Annotated in this window: 20 protein-coding genes and 1 riboswitch; of the genes, 4 read left to right on the top strand and 16 right to left on the bottom strand. The window is 38.4% G+C overall.

Annotated features, from left to right (window positions below; genetic code table 11):
• Positions 1-59: 59 nt before the first annotated feature.
• The gene (locus Q0A08_RS02505; RefSeq protein ID WP_438464601.1) at positions 60-1,340 is read right to left on the bottom strand and encodes a sensor histidine kinase; all 1,281 of its coding nucleotides are present in this window, start codon (positions 1,338-1,340) and stop codon (positions 60-62) included.
• The gene (locus tag Q0A08_RS02500) at positions 1,337-2,008 is read right to left on the bottom strand and encodes a response regulator transcription factor (RefSeq protein ID WP_438464599.1); all 672 of its coding nucleotides are present in this window, start codon (positions 2,006-2,008) and stop codon (positions 1,337-1,339) included. The genes Q0A08_RS02505 and Q0A08_RS02500 overlap by 4 nt, the downstream gene beginning before the upstream one ends.
• Positions 2,009-2,541: 533 nt before the next feature.
• On the opposite strand from Q0A08_RS02500, the gene Q0A08_RS02495 reads away from it, so the two are divergent.
• The gene (locus Q0A08_RS02495) at positions 2,542-4,155 is read left to right on the top strand and encodes an ABC-F family ATPase (protein ID WP_438464597.1); all 1,614 of its coding nucleotides are present in this window, start codon (positions 2,542-2,544) and stop codon (positions 4,153-4,155) included.
• A gap of 89 nt (positions 4,156-4,244) precedes the next feature.
• Here Q0A08_RS02495 and Q0A08_RS02490 read toward each other — a convergent pair whose 3' ends face one another.
• The 8 genes from Q0A08_RS02490 to Q0A08_RS02455 all read right to left on the bottom strand — a co-directional run bounded on the left by Q0A08_RS02490 (position 4,245) and on the right by Q0A08_RS02455 (position 10,176).
• Entirely contained in the window at positions 4,245-5,213 is a 969-nt protein-coding gene (locus Q0A08_RS02490; RefSeq protein WP_438464596.1) for a glycosyl hydrolase family 18 protein, read from the bottom strand.
• Positions 5,214-5,487: 274 nt separating this feature from the next.
• The gene (locus Q0A08_RS02485) at positions 5,488-5,820 is read right to left on the bottom strand and encodes a MerR family transcriptional regulator (protein ID WP_438464594.1); all 333 of its coding nucleotides are present in this window, start codon (positions 5,818-5,820) and stop codon (positions 5,488-5,490) included.
• A gap of 20 nt (positions 5,821-5,840) precedes the next feature.
• On the bottom strand, positions 5,841-6,143 hold the full coding sequence (locus Q0A08_RS02480) for a DUF1330 domain-containing protein (protein WP_438464593.1): 303 nt from the start codon (positions 6,141-6,143) through the stop codon (positions 5,841-5,843).
• Between the two features lie 32 nt (positions 6,144-6,175).
• The gene (locus tag Q0A08_RS02475; RefSeq protein WP_438464591.1) at positions 6,176-6,388 is read right to left on the bottom strand and encodes a hypothetical protein; all 213 of its coding nucleotides are present in this window, start codon (positions 6,386-6,388) and stop codon (positions 6,176-6,178) included.
• Positions 6,389-6,640: 252 nt separating this feature from the next.
• Complete coding sequence (locus Q0A08_RS02470) at positions 6,641-7,072, bottom strand: cupin domain-containing protein (protein WP_438464590.1); 432 nt, start codon at positions 7,070-7,072, stop codon at positions 6,641-6,643.
• A gap of 35 nt (positions 7,073-7,107) precedes the next feature.
• Positions 7,108-7,530 (bottom strand): hypothetical protein, encoded by a 423-nt coding sequence (locus tag Q0A08_RS02465; RefSeq protein ID WP_438464588.1) that lies wholly within the window; start codon positions 7,528-7,530, stop codon positions 7,108-7,110.
• Between the two features lie 351 nt (positions 7,531-7,881).
• Positions 7,882-8,433 carry a hypothetical protein gene (locus tag Q0A08_RS02460; protein WP_438464586.1) on the bottom strand — a complete coding sequence of 184 codons (552 nt, stop codon included), beginning with the start codon at positions 8,431-8,433 and terminating at the stop codon, positions 7,882-7,884.
• An 84-nt stretch (positions 8,434-8,517) separates the two neighbouring features.
• A complete protein-coding gene (locus Q0A08_RS02455; protein ID WP_438464584.1) occupies positions 8,518-10,176 on the bottom strand; it encodes a methyl-accepting chemotaxis protein in 1,659 nt (552 codons plus the stop codon).
• 405 nt (positions 10,177-10,581) lie between these two features.
• Here Q0A08_RS02455 and Q0A08_RS02450 point away from each other — a divergent pair, with 405 nt between their 5' ends.
• Positions 10,582-12,681 carry a neutral/alkaline non-lysosomal ceramidase N-terminal domain-containing protein gene (locus Q0A08_RS02450; RefSeq protein WP_438464582.1) on the top strand — a complete coding sequence of 700 codons (2,100 nt, stop codon included), beginning with the start codon at positions 10,582-10,584 and terminating at the stop codon, positions 12,679-12,681.
• A gap of 116 nt (positions 12,682-12,797) precedes the next feature.
• Here the strand turns inward: Q0A08_RS02450 and add are convergent, their stop codons facing one another.
• The 3 genes from add to Q0A08_RS02435 all read right to left on the bottom strand — a co-directional run bounded on the left by add (position 12,798) and on the right by Q0A08_RS02435 (position 15,432).
• Entirely contained in the window at positions 12,798-13,796 is a 999-nt protein-coding gene (gene add, locus Q0A08_RS02445; RefSeq protein WP_438464580.1) for an adenosine deaminase, read from the bottom strand.
• A 58-nt stretch (positions 13,797-13,854) separates the two neighbouring features.
• Positions 13,855-13,954, bottom strand: a riboswitch (purine riboswitch).
• A 37-nt stretch (positions 13,955-13,991) separates the two neighbouring features.
• The gene (locus tag Q0A08_RS02440; RefSeq protein WP_438464578.1) at positions 13,992-14,510 is read right to left on the bottom strand and encodes a hypothetical protein; all 519 of its coding nucleotides are present in this window, start codon (positions 14,508-14,510) and stop codon (positions 13,992-13,994) included.
• Positions 14,511-14,547: 37 nt separating this feature from the next.
• Positions 14,548-15,432 (bottom strand): LysR family transcriptional regulator, encoded by an 885-nt coding sequence (locus tag Q0A08_RS02435; protein ID WP_438464577.1) that lies wholly within the window; start codon positions 15,430-15,432, stop codon positions 14,548-14,550.
• 247 nt (positions 15,433-15,679) lie between these two features.
• Between Q0A08_RS02435 and Q0A08_RS02430 the strand changes: the two genes are divergently transcribed.
• Positions 15,680-16,390: a glutathione S-transferase family protein gene (locus tag Q0A08_RS02430; protein ID WP_438464575.1), complete on the top strand. Its 711-nt coding sequence runs from the start codon at positions 15,680-15,682 to the stop codon at positions 16,388-16,390.
• Here Q0A08_RS02430 and Q0A08_RS02425 read toward each other — a convergent pair.
• The gene (locus tag Q0A08_RS02425; RefSeq protein WP_046018380.1) at positions 16,387-16,578 is read right to left on the bottom strand and encodes a YwbE family protein; all 192 of its coding nucleotides are present in this window, start codon (positions 16,576-16,578) and stop codon (positions 16,387-16,389) included. The two genes, Q0A08_RS02430 and Q0A08_RS02425, sit on opposite strands and share 4 nt — an antisense overlap.
• 143 nt (positions 16,579-16,721) lie before the next feature.
• On the opposite strand from Q0A08_RS02425, the gene Q0A08_RS02420 reads away from it, so the two are divergent.
• Positions 16,722-17,375, top strand: coding sequence for a DsbA family oxidoreductase (locus tag Q0A08_RS02420; RefSeq protein WP_438464573.1), 654 nt, complete (start codon positions 16,722-16,724; stop codon positions 17,373-17,375).
• A 91-nt stretch (positions 17,376-17,466) separates the two neighbouring features.
• Here Q0A08_RS02420 and Q0A08_RS02415 read toward each other — a convergent pair whose 3' ends face one another.
• Both Q0A08_RS02415 and Q0A08_RS02410 read right to left on the bottom strand, forming a co-directional pair.
• Complete coding sequence (locus Q0A08_RS02415) at positions 17,467-17,841, bottom strand: hypothetical protein (protein WP_438464572.1); 375 nt, start codon at positions 17,839-17,841, stop codon at positions 17,467-17,469.
• The gene (locus Q0A08_RS02410) at positions 17,838-18,617 is read right to left on the bottom strand and encodes a substrate-binding periplasmic protein (RefSeq protein WP_438464570.1); all 780 of its coding nucleotides are present in this window, start codon (positions 18,615-18,617) and stop codon (positions 17,838-17,840) included. Before Q0A08_RS02410 ends, Q0A08_RS02415 begins: the two co-directional genes overlap by 4 nt.
• Between the last annotated feature and the right edge of the window lie 77 nt (positions 18,618-18,694).

The following is an 18,694-nucleotide window of genomic DNA, read 5'->3' as shown; positions in this document are numbered from 1 at the left end:
AAATTAGTAGAGGGTGACCTTCCCCACACCCTCTTACTATTTTTATATTGATAAAGAGTCTAAGGAAGATAAAGTGTTGCTAAAACGCCCTTCTCTTGAAAGTGAATACCAAGTTTCCAATCAAGTTTTTTACAAATTCGCTGGGTAAGCTCTAAACCCAAGCCAAAACCATCTACCGATGGCTCATCAACTTTATCCGTATCATAGTTTTCAATGAGGATACGATTATCTTTAAAGCTAATTTTTATCCAGCCATTGTGAGTATATTGGAAGGCATTTCTAATCAAGTTATTGAGCACTATCATCAAGGGAGATAAAGGCACAAGCTGGCTATCTACTTCGTCAAACTCGGTAATTACCTGTACATCTTCGCCTTGAATCAAATATTTCTGCTCATCAATAAGCTGAGTAAGCAAGTGAGGGAAATCGACCCATGATTCTGTTGGCTTACACTCACTTTGCCTTGCTAACCAAAGCAAGGTTTCTGTAATTAGCTGCATGTTCGCACTCGCCCTTTCTAAACGCATTAAGGGTCTTTTAGCAGGGTCACTGACTTCAATTTTTTCAAAAATTTCTAAGTTGGCTTTAATGATAGCAATTGGCGTTCTTAACTCATGGCTAGCGTGAGCCAAAAAACGTTTCTCTTGATCTATCAATCTAGCGTTATTTTTAAGTGAGCTCACCAAGCAATCTGCCACACGATTGAATTCATTAAACTTAAAATTAGGTATGTCTTTTTCGACAAAGTTATTGGATGTCTCTTCCGCCCATGACACAAGATGAGAGGTTTTTTTACCAATAATATTGCTGTAGTACCAAAGGGCTAAAATCGTCAGAATTAAATAGGAGAAAACAACGCTTAATACAAAGCTTATCTGACTCACTTGCAGTGCATCAAAATCATCCCCAACTAATGCGAAATCATAAATAGCCACCACATAAAGCTGCCGCCCATCATGCAGCTTGTTCGTGTAAACCACATAAATTGGTTCGTAGTCTTCACTTTCTAATAAAAGCTCGTTAACGAATACCGCCTCAAATTCGCCGTCGTCAAGCTTAAAACCGTCAAAAACCTCAATACCTTCCACCCATATATCAGGTAACTCATCAAAGTAAAAACTAATAACATAACTATTTTTGAAAGGTGTACTTGTGTCTTTCTCATACTCTCTGGCGTATCCGTTATATTCTGAGATAAGCCTCAACTTGGCTGATTTCTCAAGGCCGGAACCGAACGATTCATCCATAAACCAAGCGAAAGCGATAACACTGATAAAAATAATACTGAGGAAAAAATAGCTAATTCTATTTTTTAAAGGAGAGCTTTTGCTGAATTTCATTTACCACCTTTAATACGAAAGCCATGGCCAGCCACAGTTTCTATAATTTTTACCGCATGGCCCTTATCAATTTTTTGTCTTAGTTGATAAAACTGCACTTTAAGGTTGTTACTCTCTGGTGTTTCATCTGGCCATAGGGTCTCTTCAATTTCTTTACGGCTGACTATCTCTGGCCTCTTCCTTAATAAAAGCTCAAGCAGCTTTAAATTGATTCGCGTAAGGTTAATCACCTCACCTGCACGCGTAACCTGACTTGCTTCTAAGTCATATTCTAAATCTTCAACAAAGAGTTTTCGTGACTGGCTACTTTTACGTTTCGCTAAGGCTTTAATCCGCATGGCAAGTTCTTTCATTGCAAAAGGCTTAACCAAATAATCATCTGTACCCGCTTCAAACCCCGCTTCTTTATCATCTAGGGTATCTTTGGCAGTTAACATGAGAATAGGTGTATCTTTACCTTCACTACGTAAATTATGACAAACGGTTAAGCCATTAATTCGAGGCAAATTAATATCTAAAAGGATCACATCATAATTTTTTTGTTTGGCAAGGTTTAAACCCGTTTCGCCATTATAGGCATGGTCACAATGGATTTTTTCAAAACTAAGATAATCGGCGACGGATAAAGCAAGGTCTTTGTCATCTTCTACCAAAAGAACATCTATCATAAAGTTTAAACTAGCCTCCTAGACTGGCCTTTGATGGTGCACTCTTCCTTTAATTTAAGGCAAAGAATGCAATGTTTTCTATTTAACCTAGCCTTGGATACCATGCCATCCATCCTAGATCTCACTCAGGACTGCTCCAAACATTAGCATCTTATAATATTAAAAGCAGAGCAAAAACCATAATACTGGGCTATCTAGGTAATAAAACTGGGAGCTACACGCAAACCAAAAAAATTCTGAAAATGCCATAAAACCGACTGAAACCAGCATAAACAGGCAAAATATCACCGTCTCTTTTGCGCTTATCAAACGTTTTAACATACACACCTCAATGCAATTTCCTTATTTATAACTGGCACCAAGTGAATTGACGGTGAATTGAACGCAAAAAAACAGATGAAACTTTCAATATAAAGAGCAAGATATTTACTTTAAAGCCTGTATAATTCGCGGCTGATTTTCTTATTAGTAAGCCTGTTTCTGTATTTCAACAAATCCATGGCTTTAACCGCTTATGCAGCTGGAACATTCCCTTGATATCTACCGCTAACATCACTATGCAATTTGGCCCTGAGCCTCTCTTTGAAAACATTTCTGCCAAATTTGGCAATGGCAATCGCTATGGATTAATTGGCGCCAATGGCTGCGGTAAATCTACCTTTATGAAGATATTAAGCGGTGAATTAACACCAACGTCTGGCAACGTGTCTATTACACCTGGCCAAAAGCTTGGTACCTTAAGCCAAGATCAGTTTGCATTTGAGCAATACAGCGTAATTGATACCGTTATTATGGGTGATGCCAAACTTTGGCAAATTAAGCAAGAAAGAGATCGAATTTATTCACTACCTGAAATGAGTGAAGAAGACGGCATGAAGGTCGGTGAATTAGAAAGCGAATTTGCTGAACTAGATGGTTACACGGCAGAAAGCCGCGCGGGTGAAATCTTAATTGAAGCAGGTATCGAAGAAGAGTTTCACTTCGGTTTAATGCAACAAGTTGCCCCAGGTAGAAAACTAAGGGTTTTGCTTGCGCAAGCCCTCTTCTCTAATCCAGATATTTTATTATTAGATGAGCCGACCAACAACTTAGACATCCACACTATTAACTGGTTAGGCAAAGAACTTAATAAACGTAAGTGCACCATGATTATCATTTCTCATGATAGACACTTCTTGAATACTGTCTGTACCCATATGGCAGATATAGATTATGGTGAGCTGCGCATCTATCCTGGTAATTACGAATACTACCTTGAAGCCTCCGCATTAATACAAGAACAACTGTTAGCAGGTAATGCGAAGAAAAGTGCTGAAATAGAAGAATTACAAGGCTTTGTGAATCGTTTTGGTGCCAATGCATCTAAAGCAAAGCAAGCAAGCTCCCGAGCTAAAAAATTAGATAAAATAAAGCTTGATGATGTTAAGTCTTCTAGCCGTATGACACCTTCACTGAGTTTTGAAGAAGGTAAGAAAATGCATCGACAAGCCTTAATTCTTGAAGAGTTAGGCCATGGTTTTGATGGAGAAGCCTTGTTTAAAGGTGGAGAACTTATTCTTGAAGCAGGCGCAAAGCTTGCTGTCATAGGTGAAAATGGTGTTGGTAAATCAACCCTACTTCGCTGCTTAGTCAATGAGCTTGAGCACAATGAAGGTGTTATCAAGTGGTCTGAAAACGCGTCAATTGGATATTGCCCGCAAGATAGCACGGTGGATTTTGATAACGACTTAAATTTGTTCGACTGGATGTCACAATGGCGCACCATCAAGCACAACGACCTTATGGTTCGTGGTTTGTTAGGCCGCCTATTGTTTACTGATGACGATATAAACAAGAAAGCACGTAACTGCTCAGGTGGTGAAAAGAACCGCCTTTTGTTTGGTAAGTTAATGATGATGGATATCAATGTCATGATCATGGATGAACCAACAAACCACATGGATATTGAAGCAATTGATGCTTTGAACAATGCTCTTAAAGAGTACCAAGGTACACTTATTTTCGTTAGCCATGATAGAGAGTTTGTCTCTTCTCTTGCGACACGTATTATCGATGTACAAGATCAGAAACTCATTAATTTCCATGGTACCTTTGATGAGTACATGGCTAATAAAGAGTTAGAACAAAGCAATAAAAAAGTGGCATAAAGCTCAGCATTTAAAGCTTTCATAATAAAATACCGCTAAAACATCTGTGTTTAGCGGTATTTTTTATACGTTGCGAGCTTAATGCTTATTTATGAAAATATCTTTTCTAGACTTTCATCATTCATAACAACAAGCTTAGATGCCACCTTATCAGAGAAAAAACCGACTGGACGGCTAAAATATGCATCATTACTGATACTCCAAGTCATAAGACCACCAAATGCACTGTTATCAATACCATAAGCGTTTTGCTTAATTTCTTGTACATTTTGAACTAGAGTCTTAGCGGTTTCATTCGCAGGATAGCCTGGATTCCAACAGTTCGAGTCCACATTGGCTGAGGCTTCATCACATGGTACTCCAATCACTATCCGACTTTGTGGGTGAATATTCCCTCGCTTATCAAGAGCATCATAGGCAGCCCTAACAATATTAGCAGATGCTTCTGAAACTAAGTCCCCTGTCGCTGGGTCGGTATAAACATAATCCATACCTGAGTTATAAGCTTGCACATTTATCGCATCAAAAATAACCCCTTGATGCCCCAACACTGGCTCCCATGAAGGACCACCGTTAGCAGTATTCAAACTCGGCTGCTCATTTGTTCCAGCTAAAATAGGCGCACAAGTTAAATAGCCAGACACGTTATCCAGTGATTCACGCAATAACCTTGATAAGGTTAGAATATCATTGATGGGTAAACTTGCTTGTTCAATATCAAGATCGATACCGTCTAATCCAAGCTCAGAAATACTTGCCATTAAATTACTGACTGTCTTTTTGACGATATGAGGTGCAATATCTAGCTGGCCAATTTCTCCGCCAATCGATAAGAGGTTAATTGTTCCTGTATTTTGCATTTGCTTAAGCCTTACCACTTCATTCATAAAGTCTTGATAAGGTGGTGTTGCGGGTATGGTTCCGTCTGCATTAGCAAAGCAAAAAATAACGACATTGTAGGCTTTCATCTGCTCTGTCGTAATATCACTTACTGCCCCTATTGCAGCACAATCGATATAACCTACCATGGCTGTTTTTGGCCATACTTTACTTGGCATTTTTGTCTCCTTGATTAAGCTCGTCCATCAGATGATGCAAGTAAACTATAGTGCTAAATTAGAAATAGCTATCGAAGAATTCCTTACTGGTGATTACATTCTCAACATAAGGAAGAGCGTAGGCCTTCCTTATGTTGCTAGTTAAACCTTTAGTAAACTGGTGTTGTTTAAAAGCGTTTTATTTATCAATATTGGATTAGAAAAATGGGGAATAGGGATAATAGAGCAAGTTGATTTATTCGTTATCTAAAAACCATTCAACACGATATTTGAGCTAAATTTCATTAATACAGATTTCAACCAGCTGTATACGCTCATCAATTTGCTTTCGTTCTGCAATAAGTGCCGCTTTAACCTCAACCAAAAAGTGTTTAATACGCTGCCAGTCGACACCCTTTTCACTATAAACGATCACATCTTTCAAACTCGCTAAAGTCACGCCTAAACGCTTAGACTCCGCAATCAGCTTTAAAATTTCAATGTCGGTTTTATTGTAAGTACGATATCGACCTGAACGAAGAGGTGTTCTAATCAAACCTTTTTCTTCGTATAAACGAATCGCTTTGACACTTAATCCGGTTAGCTTTGATGCTTCACCTATATACATTGAGTTCTGACCTTTATGCATTAAGCTTGATCATAAGCCGCTAAAATATGAACACCTGCAACAGATTTTTCAAAGTAGTCATTTTTAACGAGTAAATACGCTGGGTCGCTAAAAAAGCCATCTTTATTTTCAGCTGAGGGGAAGTTTAACGTGAAAACTCGGTTAATCTCCTCATTTTGTTCTGCCCTCAAAACATCTGACACTTTAAAATCATAACAAAAGCGACCGCCATACTGGCTTAATATTGGCGCCATTGCATCTCGGTAGGACTGATATACTTTGTCATTAGTAACATTTAGAGCAACTAATATTTCGTGTGACATCTAACTTCTCCAATTCCATTTTTTAATAAAAGCTAATTTTCGACTTCAAGTTCAATATGCGTACAAGCCTTCTTACACTGAATATAGGCCTGTCCTTCTTTATTTTTAGGAACTAAAAAAAGAGGTTGTTTACACACTTCACAAGCAACACTCTTGCCGGCTAATACTTTTTTAATAAGATTTTTTTGTTTATGAAAAGAGTCACTGGTTTCTTTGCTCACTAAGGAAAAATCTAATTTACTCATAAGACTATTTTCTTCAAATCGATTAAAAATGACTAGCGTGTATCTTGTCTATCAAATGAAAAGCCACACAAACTAGTTTGACTAATGTAATGGGGACGATAATAGAAGTATCAATGTCTTAGGAAAGATTCAACTTATATAAAATCTACGATTTGAAGGAAAGTGCTATGACTAGACGTCCTAGCCACAAATAACAACGCTGTGTTTTTCAGTTGTCATGATATTTTCATAAGGAGTAGGTATGGATAAAAATTAATGCGTCAAGCTAATAGGTTGATCTTTATTGCCAGCATAAAAGACAATAATCTCAGCAGCTTCTTTACCTTCGTTCTTGCCATAATGCCACTTATTCACTAACTCAACGATTGAGTCCCCTGCTTTCATATAGAACTTATCCTTGCCCTCAGTGATGACAGTAAGCTCTCCTTTAAGTAAAACACCCGCATTAATAACGGGATGTTTGTGCAAAGGTAATTGCATGCCTGCTGGAATAATAATACGTAAAATTGTCACTTCTGGTTGTCCTTCTCCGTAGGCTGGAAGAGTATCTTGGTTCCAGCTTTTTGTTGTTTTAGCTAGCACTTCAACTTTTAATTCGCCAATATCTTGAGCAACCAAGGTATTGAAAGTCAGCAGCGCGAGCACCATGCCAAACCCTATTTTTTGCAGATGGCTATAACCCATTTTTACTTGATTCCGTATAAAACATTCTGTCAGCACTAAATACGCTTTGCCTGTATCGCATATCCCTTATAACTTAAAAGGATAGTATTATTATCTAAAAAAGTAATCCAAGTCCCAAACTTATCCCATCTTTCATTTCGCACTCCGCAATGCAGGGTCACAGTTGGAATATGTTTTTCAGCGAGTTTGATGATTTCGCCACTGGTTATGTCTTCAATTTTCCAAGCGTCTCTGTCTATATAGCGAACCAAATAGCTTACATCTGTACAGTTATCTTCGCCGTTGTCTGCATAACTTGAGTTAAAGCTTAAAATGCGACCAATACCGGGGTCATAGTCAGATTGAGAGATGCCACAATCATAAACACAATATTTTGTACCTGATACTTGCCATAAACCATGAACCTTTTCACTCGGATCAAATGTGAGCTGATTAGCATAAACAGACCCAAATGACATACTCAAAATCAACAGCAGGAATTTTACACAAGTCGTTGTTATATAAATTATCTTCCTGATAAGTGTCATTCGAATATTCATACACCCTCACATTTTGAACTTTCATCAACTTAAGTAACTATATGTAACAAAAAACAAGTTTAATGTAATTTTTTGATTTTCGCCATAATCTCTTAAAAATTCACAAGATCTGTCATTTTTGATGCTGGAAGGTGCAAATGGTATGGAATTTAAATTCAATATTTGGAAGTGAATAAGTCGAGTTTGCTATCAAACTCGGCTTAAAAATGGAATATAAGACCGCAACTGATAATTAGGCGTCTAAGAATGAAGAGTAAGTTCTTATTGCAGTTAAACTATGGAAAATAACTGTCTCAAAGCTATCTCCTCCGCCTTTTCATTATAATGAGCTGATAATGGATTCATAAAGCCATGTCCGTACTGACTCATCTCTATCTCAAGATTGGTTCTACCCTGTAAATACTCTCCCATTGCGGCCACATCAAAGCTTCCTTCATAGTTAGGCAGGATAAGCTGACAAGGGTATTTAGGGCTTAGATCATGGTAATAACGAATTTGTGACGGGTAAAAGCAATGGATGCTCTTAAGGTTTAATCCCTTGTTGCTGGCAATACGCCAAGCGGCACTTGCACCGGCACTAAAGCCAATTAAAGTATCAGGTAAATGTGTTTTGGCTAGGGTTAAAGCGCTTTGATAATAGCCATCATGGCTTGAGGTTTCACAAAATGCAGCATAAGCAGCGGTTTCATCTGCAAGATTGAGGTACTCACCTTGGTATGGGTCTAACACTTGAACTTGATGCCCTAGCTCTTCAAGTTTGGTTTTTAGTGAATCTGTCCAAGGCGTTAATCCAAAAATATCCGTTAAAATTAAGTATTTCATCTTGCCTCCTGCTATCGCTTATTACTAACAAAAAAGCTAGATAACCAAGGGTTACCGAGCTTAAGAAAGTTCTACTCAATAAACCTAATCTGACTCTTCTTCATTCACCTTAACAGGTCGTTTAAAGAAAGCCATCACATCGCCAAGTTGGTTATTGTTTTTATCCAAGTTGTGGGAGCTATGATCCATCGCATGCGCGTTATCAGAAATTTCTTTAGACGCGCCTTTTATCCCTGTGAACGAGTTAAACAAGTTTTCTATGGCTAAGTTTTGCTGCTGAGTTGCCCCTAATATTGTACCGTTCATATCAGAAATTTCGGCACATGCTTGCATAATGTCATTAATGGAGGTTGCAACCGTATTAATCTTATCAACTCCGCGACTCACTTGATCACGGCTGAGGGTCATGGTATTTACCGCCTCCAAAGAACGGCCCTGTAAGGAAGAAATCGTTGTGTTGATTTCATCAATTGAAGACTGGGTCTTTTGCGCTAATTGTCTTACTTCATCAGCGACTACCGCAAAACCACGCCCTGCTTCACCCGCTCTAGCGGCTTCGATTGCAGCATTTAAAGCTAATAGGTTTGTTTGGTCTGCAATAGACATAATCACTTCTGAAATTTTCGTGATGTTTTCTGTATCAAGCCTCAAGGCCTCAATAACATCGGCAGCTTTAGCAATCGAAGTGGCCATACTATTGGACTCTTCAACACTTTCTAACACTATGCTCTGGCTATGAGTAGCAACTTCATAGGACTCTTTTGCCCTATTAGCAGCATGAGAGATGTTATCCTCCACTTCAACCACACTATTACGAATCTGTTCTACGGAAACGACTACAGTAGAGATTTCATTATCCTGCTGTTTTACACCAGATAATGTTGTCTGTACTTGGCCTGTTAGTTCGATAGACGTTTGCTTAGATTGATCAACACTAATACAAAGACTTTCAACCAAATTGATCAAGCCATTTTGCATGGCAACAAAGGCTTGAGCCGCGTGCCCTAATTCATCCGCTTTAAAGATAGAAAGATCAAGTTGCTGGCTTAAATCCCCTTTTTCGACTTGTTCCATTTGCTTGTTTAACACATTCAATGGTTGAGTCACTTTACGGATGATGCTTCTCGCTAGCACCAAGACCAAAATAAGCACCACGCCAGAAATAATTAAAATCACATTAGTGGCATCATCTAAGTTCTGCGTTTCTTGTTGCTGAATCTCAAAGGCATCGTCAGCAATATAAAGCTGCATATCACTTAATAAATCTACTATTTCATTAAATGGTGCAAGCATAGGCCCTAACATGGACTCTCTCGCTTCCATAACCATTCCGTCATCCATTAGACGGATATAGTTTTCTTGCTGCTTTTTATAATTGGTTAATAACTCTCTATATTCTTCTACATATTCATGCACATAAGGGTCCTTAGCTAACCCCATCATATCCTTTAGAGCATTATCAACTGCAGTTTCATTTTCAGCGATAGTTTGCAGGATTTTCATATGCTCGGCCTTCTCTTCAGTCAAGCCATAATCCAGTGCAAAGCGTCTGTAAGTTACTGTGTAATAACGCAAATCAGAAACCGTTGAAAGCAAGGTAATGTTTCTTTCAACGACATTGGTAAATTGATTTTTCACCTGATTAATTGCTCCTGAGGTATAAGCACCTAAGGCAACAATAGACAAAAATAAAACCAAAAAGGTAATTTGCAATGAGCGTGAAATAGAAATTGAATTAAACATAATCGACCTTAGTTATCCATAGACTATTGATCTTATATAAACTAATAATTTTAGCTAATAAATATTAGCTATTCTGTCAGTTAAGAGTATTAAAAAGCCATTTAGTTGCCAGTAACATGTCAATTTACTAATTTTTTGTCATTTTCCTTTATCACTAAAGCCTCAATTAAGAGCCCTCACAACATCAGTAAAACGCATAACTTAAAAAAGATAACATTACAAAATCGTAATAACAGGTAATACCTAAGCCTATTCATGTCCCGTATTTTCCAAAAGCCAGCATTTATTTGATCGGTTAATTTTTAGCTAAAAATAATATCGAGAAAATGGCGTCAACACTGGAATTGCTATCACGCTCTCTCCAAATTCTAATAACAATAAATGGCGAATGCCTTTGGAAATTTTATGAATCGAATACCTTCCCTCATTAAACCTATCGCAATGAGCAGTTTACTGCTAACTACCGGACTTATACCGAACCTCGCCTACGCAGGTGACTGGGTGGTAGGAAGTGGTATATATGACATTACGGGGCCAGCAGCTGATCGTGGCATGGTAGGTTATGGTGATACGGGGCAAACCACTCAAGGAATTTTTACTCGACTTTGGTCACGTGCATTTACGATTGGTAATGCTTCAGGTGATGATTTTGTTATCTTTGTAAGTGCCGATCTACAAAGCATTACTCAAAGTATTCATCAAGGGGTCATGGCAAAAATTGCGGCTGACGATAGTCTCTCGCCCTATCTAAACGAGCAAAATATCATGCTGACAGCCACTCATACCCATGTAGGGCCTGGGGGCTATGATCATAACATCATGCTTAACCTGAGCGCCTTAGGATACGACGAAGACAATTACGCAGCGACTGTTGAGGGAATTTATCAGTCCATAGTCAAAGCCTTTAATACTAGAACACAAGGTAATATCGAGTTTGCGCAAGGCAAGCTGACAGATGCTAGCATTAACCGTAACCCTAGCATTTATGATGCTAACCCAGATGCAAAAAATTATGACTCTAATGTAAATGACACCATGACTGTCCTCAAGCTAGTACAGGATGACGGCACAGAAATAGGCATGATAGATTGGTTTGCTGTCCATAATGTATCAGCTCCTCAAACATACCGTTATATCAGTGGCGATAACAAAGGTATGGCAAGCCAGTTATTTGAGAGCCTGAAGGGCTCCCAACCTCCTTTTCATACTGGCCTTGTTGCGGCATTTGCGAATAGTGAAGAAGGCGATGTGTCTCCTAATGTCTGTGGGGCACAAGATGGTTGTATGCAAACCACTAAAGAAAACGTCTTATTATCCGCGACTAAGCAATTCGATAAGGCTTTAAGTCTTTATGAAAATACGACTGACTCTCTTTCTGGCACCCTAGATTACCGCTTTCAATATGTAAAAATGCCGGGTTATCAAGTGTCATCACAATATACAGGTGAAGGCGATAAAACAGTATGTGAAGGAACTGTTGGCTGGTCATTTGTCGCAGGTGCAGCTTGGGATGGCCCAACCAATATGGATGGTGTGTTAGAAGGTATGACACAAGATAACGAAGGTAGCTATTGGAACGAAAATGACACCTTGTTTGGTAATATCATGGCTGGTTATCCTTTATTAGGCTTATTGGATGCTTTTTCAAATATAAGTGCTGGGCGTGATGTAAATCATGAATGCCAGTACCCTAAACCAACTTTTGTGAATGCAGACTTAAATGAGTCCTTCCATTTATATTCCGACACACTCCCTTTCCAGATATTTCAATTGGGTAAGCTGGCTTTAGTTGGCATTCCAGGTGAAATGACAACCATGTCTGCCCGCAGACTAAGAGCAGACCTTGAAGAAATACTTGCCGCGAAAGGTGTTGAACATGTTGTTATGGCAGGTTTGGCAAATGCTTATACTGGCTATATCACCACAAATGAAGAATTTGATAAACAATACTATGAAGGTGGTCACACCATTTATGGCCCCGACACCTTAGCTGCCTACCGACAGATTTATTCTGGTTTAGCCACAGCTATGGTTAACGATAGCCCAGTGACTGCTGGCCCAACACCCGTGAATCGAGAAAACGAACAAGTCATTTATGCGCTTGGAGTCGTATATGACGATAAACGACTGTGGGAGTCCTTTGGGGAAACGGAAAAAGACGCTAACTCAAGTTATAAACAAGGTGATACCGTCACTGTAAAATTTAGATCGGGACACCCACAAAATAACTTCAAAACGATGGATGCTTTTTTCAAAGTTCAAAAAGAAGTCAATGGTAGCTGGGAAACAGTACTTACCGAGAATGACAAAGATACCCTATTCGTTTGGATAAGAGATACAGATGCTGATTGTCTTGCTTGCTCTTATGCTCAATTAGACTGGAATATAGCGAGTAATATGGAAAAAGGTAAATACCGTATTCGCCATGAAGGCCACTGGAAAAGCGGTTGGACAGGCTCAATTAACAGCTATTCAGGCAAAAGCCGTACTTTTGAAATTCAATAGAGGTTAATAAATCATCGGATAAATACAGCTTGGACAAGGTGTCCAGGCTGTATCTGATTCTACTCTTGTTTTGAATGCGCCCTTTTCAAGTAGCATTTAAAGAATATGAAAGTTGACTAAGGCAATAAGTGAGCTAATAAATGGCGCTTTATCTCATTGCTTGTAAAGCTTTTATTGACACTTATCTGATAAATACTCTGGTAATCTTTTGCAGTTAAATTAAATGCCTCCATTACCTTCTGCACCTCTTTGGTCATTGTGGTATTAGACACTGTACGATTATCCGTATTGATAGTCACCGCAAGCTTATCTAGATAGAAATCGCGAACCGGATGATCTTCTAGACTCTTTACGGCTTTAGTTTGAATATTACTACTAGGGCAAGTTTCTAAGGCAATATCACCCTGTTTAACACTTTTATAAGCAACTTCATGATCTTTTATATCTATGCCATGGCCAATACGTTCTGCGCCTAATAAATGTATGGCATCTTCAACGTTTTGGCCAACACCCTGCTCACCCGCATGAATTGTAATATGATAACCAAGCGATTTAGCATAATCGGCATGCTCAACAAATTCATGACAAAAACCTTCTAGTTCAGCACCGGCTAAATCAAAGGCCTCTATGCCATTATTTAAATAAGTTGCCCCTGCATCTAAAACCGCTTTGATATTATCTTTAGGGAAGGTTCTGAGTATGGATAGAATATAATTACCTTTGATATTGTAATCTGACTCAGCACGCTTCATACCAGCAACAACACTGCCCATTATGTCATCAAAGCTCAAACCCGCTTCTTGGTGTAGCTGAGGGCCAAATCGCACTTCCATATAAGTAACATTTTCTTTCGCAGCATCTTCAAATAGCTCATACGAGATACGCTCTAACGCATCACTTGTTTGCATAACAGAAAGTGGCAACTCAAAACGTTTAAGATATTCAGGCAAATTAGGGCAAGTTTCTGGCGCTATCATGAGCTGATTGATTTGCTCGATATCTTGGCTAGGTAAGCTAATGCCTTGCTTGCTAGCAAGATCAATTATAGTGCTGGGACGAACGCTTCCGTCTAGATGACAGTGAAGATCAATTTTTGGCAGGTCTAAATAATTCATATGAGTCTCTATCTTTAATACAAACGCACAAGCCCTTGAGTAATAAGCAAGGTATTGGCCATAAAGTTACAGACTTCATAATCAAGAATTTAAGGCTCTTGGTAGAAACTCCCAAACCATATCATTGGGATTATACGAAGCAATTTCGCGGCTAAATTAACATGTTGAACCAAAGCTGGCAATCATAAATAAAACTTATGGTTGGCTCTCTTGTTCTTCTACTTCTACTTCTATTTCTACTTCTTCTTCGGCTTCTGTTAATTCTGAAGATGTGTCTGCAGTACCTTTTGCTTCATCTACTAAAGGTGGGTCGAAAGAAGTGTCATCTAACAGTATCAAAGGTTTTTCTTCGGCTTGAGTTTGAGCATCTGTTTTAATTTCATCTTCTGGAATAAATTTATTTATCCCCGACTGTACTAATCCTTCATCACAACTGCCTTGGTATTCAAGCCAATGAACTGTATTGCCTACCAATACGATACTGCCAGAAACTAAAAATGTCGTAACAGGGATGAGGCCTATAACGGCAACACAACTCGTATTTCCACCACAATCCAATCCACCTAAAGAAATAGCATCTAAGGTCAACTCTTTTGTATACATCTCGCAGTTCTTTGCATAAGTTTGGCTATGCTCAACTTTAGGTACAAAAGCACATGCAACTAAGTTTAATGCCACTACAGCAACAAGAGTGACCTTAATAACAGACCTCAAACTTTCCCCTTCACTTTTAATAAATGAGTAATCAAGGTTAAATTAAGCGTTTTTCTTTTTCAAAACAATCGGTTAAATGCTTAATTAGTAATTTTATCCGCGTCTGATTCCTTAAGTCTGGATGCGTTAATAACCAAAGTTTGCTTGAAACTTGAGGTTGAAGCTCAAACAACTTAATTAGACCCTGTCGCTCCTGATCATTAGGTAAAATCGCTAATCCATGCCCTGCTTCTGCCAAATAAGACATGCTATTTAAGTCATTTGCACGCACAAAAATTTGCTCTGCAAAGCTTTTATCCAACAATGGAAATGGCGCTACTTTTTTTAAAAACTCACTCGCACCTATAACCGAATGATTTTTCATTTCTTGCATTGTTCTAGGAGAAACTTTATTTCCCCCTTTACTATCAAGATAGTTAACGCCACAAAAAACACTCCAGGGAATATTCGCAACCACCTTACCAACTAGATTTTCTGGCGGGTACGCATTGGCTCTAATCGCAACATCGGCTTCTCGCCTATTCAAGTCAAAGTCATGGTTCCCAACTAATACCTCGACTTCAATATCAGGGTAAGCCTGCTTAAAACTCGCTAAGTAACCGGGTAAATAATGATACGCAATATTATTTGGTGCGGTAATACTTACCTTCCCTTTAGGTTGAAAGTCCTTACCCGCTATATGGCGCTCTATATCATCAAATGCGCTTTCAATTGTTTTCGCTAATACAAGGACTTCTTGCCCTAAATCCGTTAATTGGTAGCTTTGTTGAAAGCGATCAAACAAACGGCCGCCCATTTCTTTCTCTAATGCATTTAAGCGTCTAAACACAGTCGAGTGATTCACAGATAAGCGTCTTGCTGCTGCGGATAAAGATCCAGTATTGGCAATCGCTAAAAATACCTTAAATGCATTCCAATCCATTAATACTGCTCCATCTTTTTTTTGACTTGAGTAAAAGACTTACTAGCATCTTTAAGCTAAGACACATGCCTTAAATCTGCCTAGAGTTAGCCCATTTAAGAGTATTCGTTTTCGCTACTCAAAGTCTCTGTGCAAATACGCAAATTGGTTTTGCATATTTTGCTAGTTTTCATGCAATGGTGCATTAAACATAATATCACTCAAGAATAATACCCAAGAATAAAACTCATTACTTAGAGAGAAGAATATGACTCAACATGCAACCGAAGCGACCATGCAAAGCTCAGACGTAGGTGATACTGAAATCACCTTGATAAGCCATGTCTTATGCCCTTTCGTACAACGCTCAGTCATTTTATTAAAAGAGCAAGGTACCTCTTACCAAAGATTGGATATCGATCTTGCCAACAAACCTGACTGGTTTACCAAAGCATCACCTTTAGGTAAGGTGCCAGTACTAATGATTGAAGGTAAAGAAAGTCTTTTCGAATCTCAGGTGATTTGTGAATATCTAGATGAAATTAACATATCCAGCATGCACCCAGACAATGCTTATGAAAAAGCACATCACAGATCTTGGATAGAGTTTGGTTCAGGTATTTTAGGCGATATTGTTGGTGTGTATAACGCTACAAACAAGGCAGGGCTTGAGCAAAGCTTACGGAGTATTCAAACCAAGTTGTCCCAGATTGAAAAGCAATTAAGCCAAGGCCAATTCTTTTCAGGTGAGAAATTTCAGGTAATAGATGCGGTTTACAGCCCTATCTTTAGGTACTTCAATACCTTAGAGAAGTATGTTGATTGCAGCTTTTTTGAAGCGCTTCCAAAAATAAATGCATGGCGACATGCCTTATCACAAAGAACGTCCGTGCAAACCGCTGTAGCTATTGATTATCCAGAAAGATTAGAAACCTTCTTTAAAGCTAGACAAGGCTACCTTGCCAGCTTGATTCCTTAAACGAGTGATTGAACTCTGCCTACTTCACCAGTCTCCAAACGCACCTTGATACCATGAGGGTGACTAGGAGATTTGGTAAGTAAGTTTTGCACCTTTCCTTGCGTTAGTTGTCCACTTCCCTGATCTTGCTTTTGAACGATATTTACTTGTGCGCCAATTTGGATATCTCGTCTTGCTGGGGTTGCCATAATTTGCTCCGTTAAATAAGCAAGAAGCCTATATAAATGCACTTTGTAATACAAGAATTCATATTTAAACCTAATTCTCAGGTATTTACTGGCGTTAGAATAACGTCTATTAAATGACTATAAAAAAATTTGGAGCAAGAAGAATGACTCAATTGAAAATTGAAATCGTGTCAGATGTGATGTGCCCATGGTGTGTTGTGGGTTATAAAAACTTAGAGAAAGCACTTTCAGAATTATCACCAAACTTAAGCGCTGACATTAGCTGGCAAGCTTTTGAACTTAATCCTGATATGCCAATTGAAGGTCAAAACCTATCAGAGCACCTGATGCAAAAGTACGGTCAAGCTAAGGAACAAAGTGAAGAAAATAGAGCACACCTTACTAAACTGGGTAAAGACGCTGGTTTTGATTTTAACTTTGATGAAAACAGCATAATGATTAATAGCTTCGACTGCCACAGACTCTTAACTTGGGCAAAAGGGTTTAATAAGCAAACAGAGCTTAAATTATCACTCTTTAAAGCGCATTTTAGTGACAAAGTTTATCTCAATGATGAAGCTGAATTACTTCGTATTGTCGAGTCTGTAGGTTTACCTCTAAACGAAGCCAAGCAAATTATTGCTAATAACGACTTCTCTGAGAATGTTAGAAGTGAGCAACAAAGATATAGAGAATTAGGCGTTTCTTCTGTTCCTACTTTTATCATTAATGACAAATATGCCATTAGCGGCGGTCAAGCGGCTGCAACCTTTAAACAAGCACTAGAGCAGATTAGTGCTGAAGCTGAAAATGCTTAGCGACTTATTTACCTATGGATGTAGAGATGTTAGAAATTTTTTTCTGCATCCATAAACCTGTATTATTTAAGGCAATACCTTCTCTATAAAGTCAAAGATCAACAGAAATAAAGGAAAAAACTCTTTGCACTTGCTCTAATTGAACTTCACCACTTGATAATGTTTTAAAGCGAAACGTCATAGTTTTAGACTTCTCTTGTAAAAATGAGCGCTGTGCTGTATTCCGCTTTCTAAACTCAACACTGTTTTTTGAGAATGTAATCAACCCCTCCTCTAATAGAAAGTCGTTAGTTTCCTCTCCATAACATTCATTTTTTATCTGATAAGTATTGCCTTGAATATGGATTTGATCAGGACAACTAAGCTCAGTGTTACCAAGACCGATTTGAAACCATATTTGTGCAGGCAAAGAAGCGCTAAATAAAAGTCCAAAGTATAGGAGTTTTTTATATGAACTATTTATCACTGTAAGCCTCTGGTTTGACCAAAGTAAGACCGGTAAATGGCTTGATAACGCCCATCCTTTTTCATCGTTTTCAACTCCCGATTATAGCCTCGTATTACGCCTTCTAAATTTTTATAGTCTGATGCTTTCACAAACGTATTATAATAAGGCTTTTGCTTTAATGGCTTTTCAAGGTAAACAATATCATCAGCATAACCCTCTAACTTTGCCTTATATAAAGTCTCTACTGTATTACTAGCATACGTATCAAAGCGGCCATGTATAAGTTTTTTAAGATTAAGGTTATTATTCACCACGGTATCCAAGGTAAACACGCCGTCTTCAGCGGCCTGCCAAAATCCTGGTGTATAAGCAAAACCACTTGTTGCTCCCACTCTTAGACCCGCTAAATCAGTGTATGAGTTGTAATGTATCTTTCCGATACTCTCTTTACGGATAAAAAAGTTCCAGTTCAAATTGATATGAGGCTCTTCAGCATAAGTTAATAAACTAAAACGTTGGGGCTTTTTGGAGAGGGTAAATACCATATCAACATCAGAGTCCTGCCACATCTGAGTTAACCTTGTTGAAGAACTAATGAGTTCTACTTGATACTCAAGTTTCAATTCTTTCATTATTTCATCAAGGATTTCGATATCAAAGCCCGTTAGCTTATTGTCCTCATCATAAAAACGATAAGGTGCTCCAGGGATACCAATAATTTTAAGCGTATCTGCCAACAAAGCTTCTGTTGACAGAGCAAACATGAGAAACAGCAATATTCCCTTTCTATGCATCTTGCTTACCTTTCATAATTCAAAAACAACATTAGTTTAACGTGCTTTTATGACGAATTAAGTCATGGTACTTGCTA

The sequence above is a fragment of the Marinomonas sp. PE14-40 genome (assembly GCF_051623805.1).
Taxonomy (GTDB): domain Bacteria; phylum Pseudomonadota; class Gammaproteobacteria; order Pseudomonadales; family Marinomonadaceae; genus Marinomonas.
The sequence above is the reverse complement of the archived record's forward strand: the minus strand, read 5'-3'. Positions and strand labels throughout refer to the sequence as shown.

Excerpts from the sequence above, each read along its gene's own strand:
- Q0A08_RS02485 (WP_438464594.1), bottom strand. The coding sequence starts at position 5,820 with ATGTATATAGGTGAAGCATCAAAGCTAACCGGATTAAGTGTCAAAGCG.
- Q0A08_RS02500 (WP_438464599.1), bottom strand. The coding sequence starts at position 2,008 with ATGATAGATGTTCTTTTGGTAGAAGATGACAAAGACCTTGCTTTATCC.
- Q0A08_RS02480 (WP_438464593.1), bottom strand. The coding sequence starts at position 6,143 with ATGTCACACGAAATATTAGTTGCTCTAAATGTTACTAATGACAAAGTA.
- Q0A08_RS02505 (WP_438464601.1), bottom strand. The coding sequence starts at position 1,340 with ATGAAATTCAGCAAAAGCTCTCCTTTAAAAAATAGAATTAGCTATTTT.
- Q0A08_RS02410 (WP_438464570.1), bottom strand. The coding sequence starts at position 18,617 with ATGCATAGAAAGGGAATATTGCTGTTTCTCATGTTTGCTCTGTCAACA.
- Q0A08_RS02470 (WP_438464590.1), bottom strand. The coding sequence starts at position 7,072 with ATGGGTTATAGCCATCTGCAAAAAATAGGGTTTGGCATGGTGCTCGCG.
- Q0A08_RS02465 (WP_438464588.1), bottom strand. The coding sequence starts at position 7,530 with ATGTCATTTGGGTCTGTTTATGCTAATCAGCTCACATTTGATCCGAGT.
- Q0A08_RS02435 (WP_438464577.1), bottom strand. The coding sequence starts at position 15,432 with ATGGATTGGAATGCATTTAAGGTATTTTTAGCGATTGCCAATACTGGA.
- Q0A08_RS02475 (WP_438464591.1), bottom strand. The coding sequence starts at position 6,388 with ATGAGTAAATTAGATTTTTCCTTAGTGAGCAAAGAAACCAGTGACTCT.
- Q0A08_RS02450 (WP_438464582.1), top strand. The coding sequence starts at position 10,582 with ATGAATCGAATACCTTCCCTCATTAAACCTATCGCAATGAGCAGTTTA.
- add (WP_438464580.1), bottom strand. The coding sequence starts at position 13,796 with ATGAATTATTTAGACCTGCCAAAAATTGATCTTCACTGTCATCTAGAC.
- Q0A08_RS02460 (WP_438464586.1), bottom strand. The coding sequence starts at position 8,433 with ATGAAATACTTAATTTTAACGGATATTTTTGGATTAACGCCTTGGACA.
- Q0A08_RS02490 (WP_438464596.1), bottom strand. The coding sequence starts at position 5,213 with ATGCCAAGTAAAGTATGGCCAAAAACAGCCATGGTAGGTTATATCGAT.
- Q0A08_RS02425 (WP_046018380.1), bottom strand. The coding sequence starts at position 16,578 with ATGGCAACCCCAGCAAGACGAGATATCCAAATTGGCGCACAAGTAAAT.
- Q0A08_RS02455 (WP_438464584.1), bottom strand. The coding sequence starts at position 10,176 with ATGTTTAATTCAATTTCTATTTCACGCTCATTGCAAATTACCTTTTTG.
- Q0A08_RS02420 (WP_438464573.1), top strand. The coding sequence starts at position 16,722 with ATGACTCAATTGAAAATTGAAATCGTGTCAGATGTGATGTGCCCATGG.
- Q0A08_RS02430 (WP_438464575.1), top strand. The coding sequence starts at position 15,680 with ATGACTCAACATGCAACCGAAGCGACCATGCAAAGCTCAGACGTAGGT.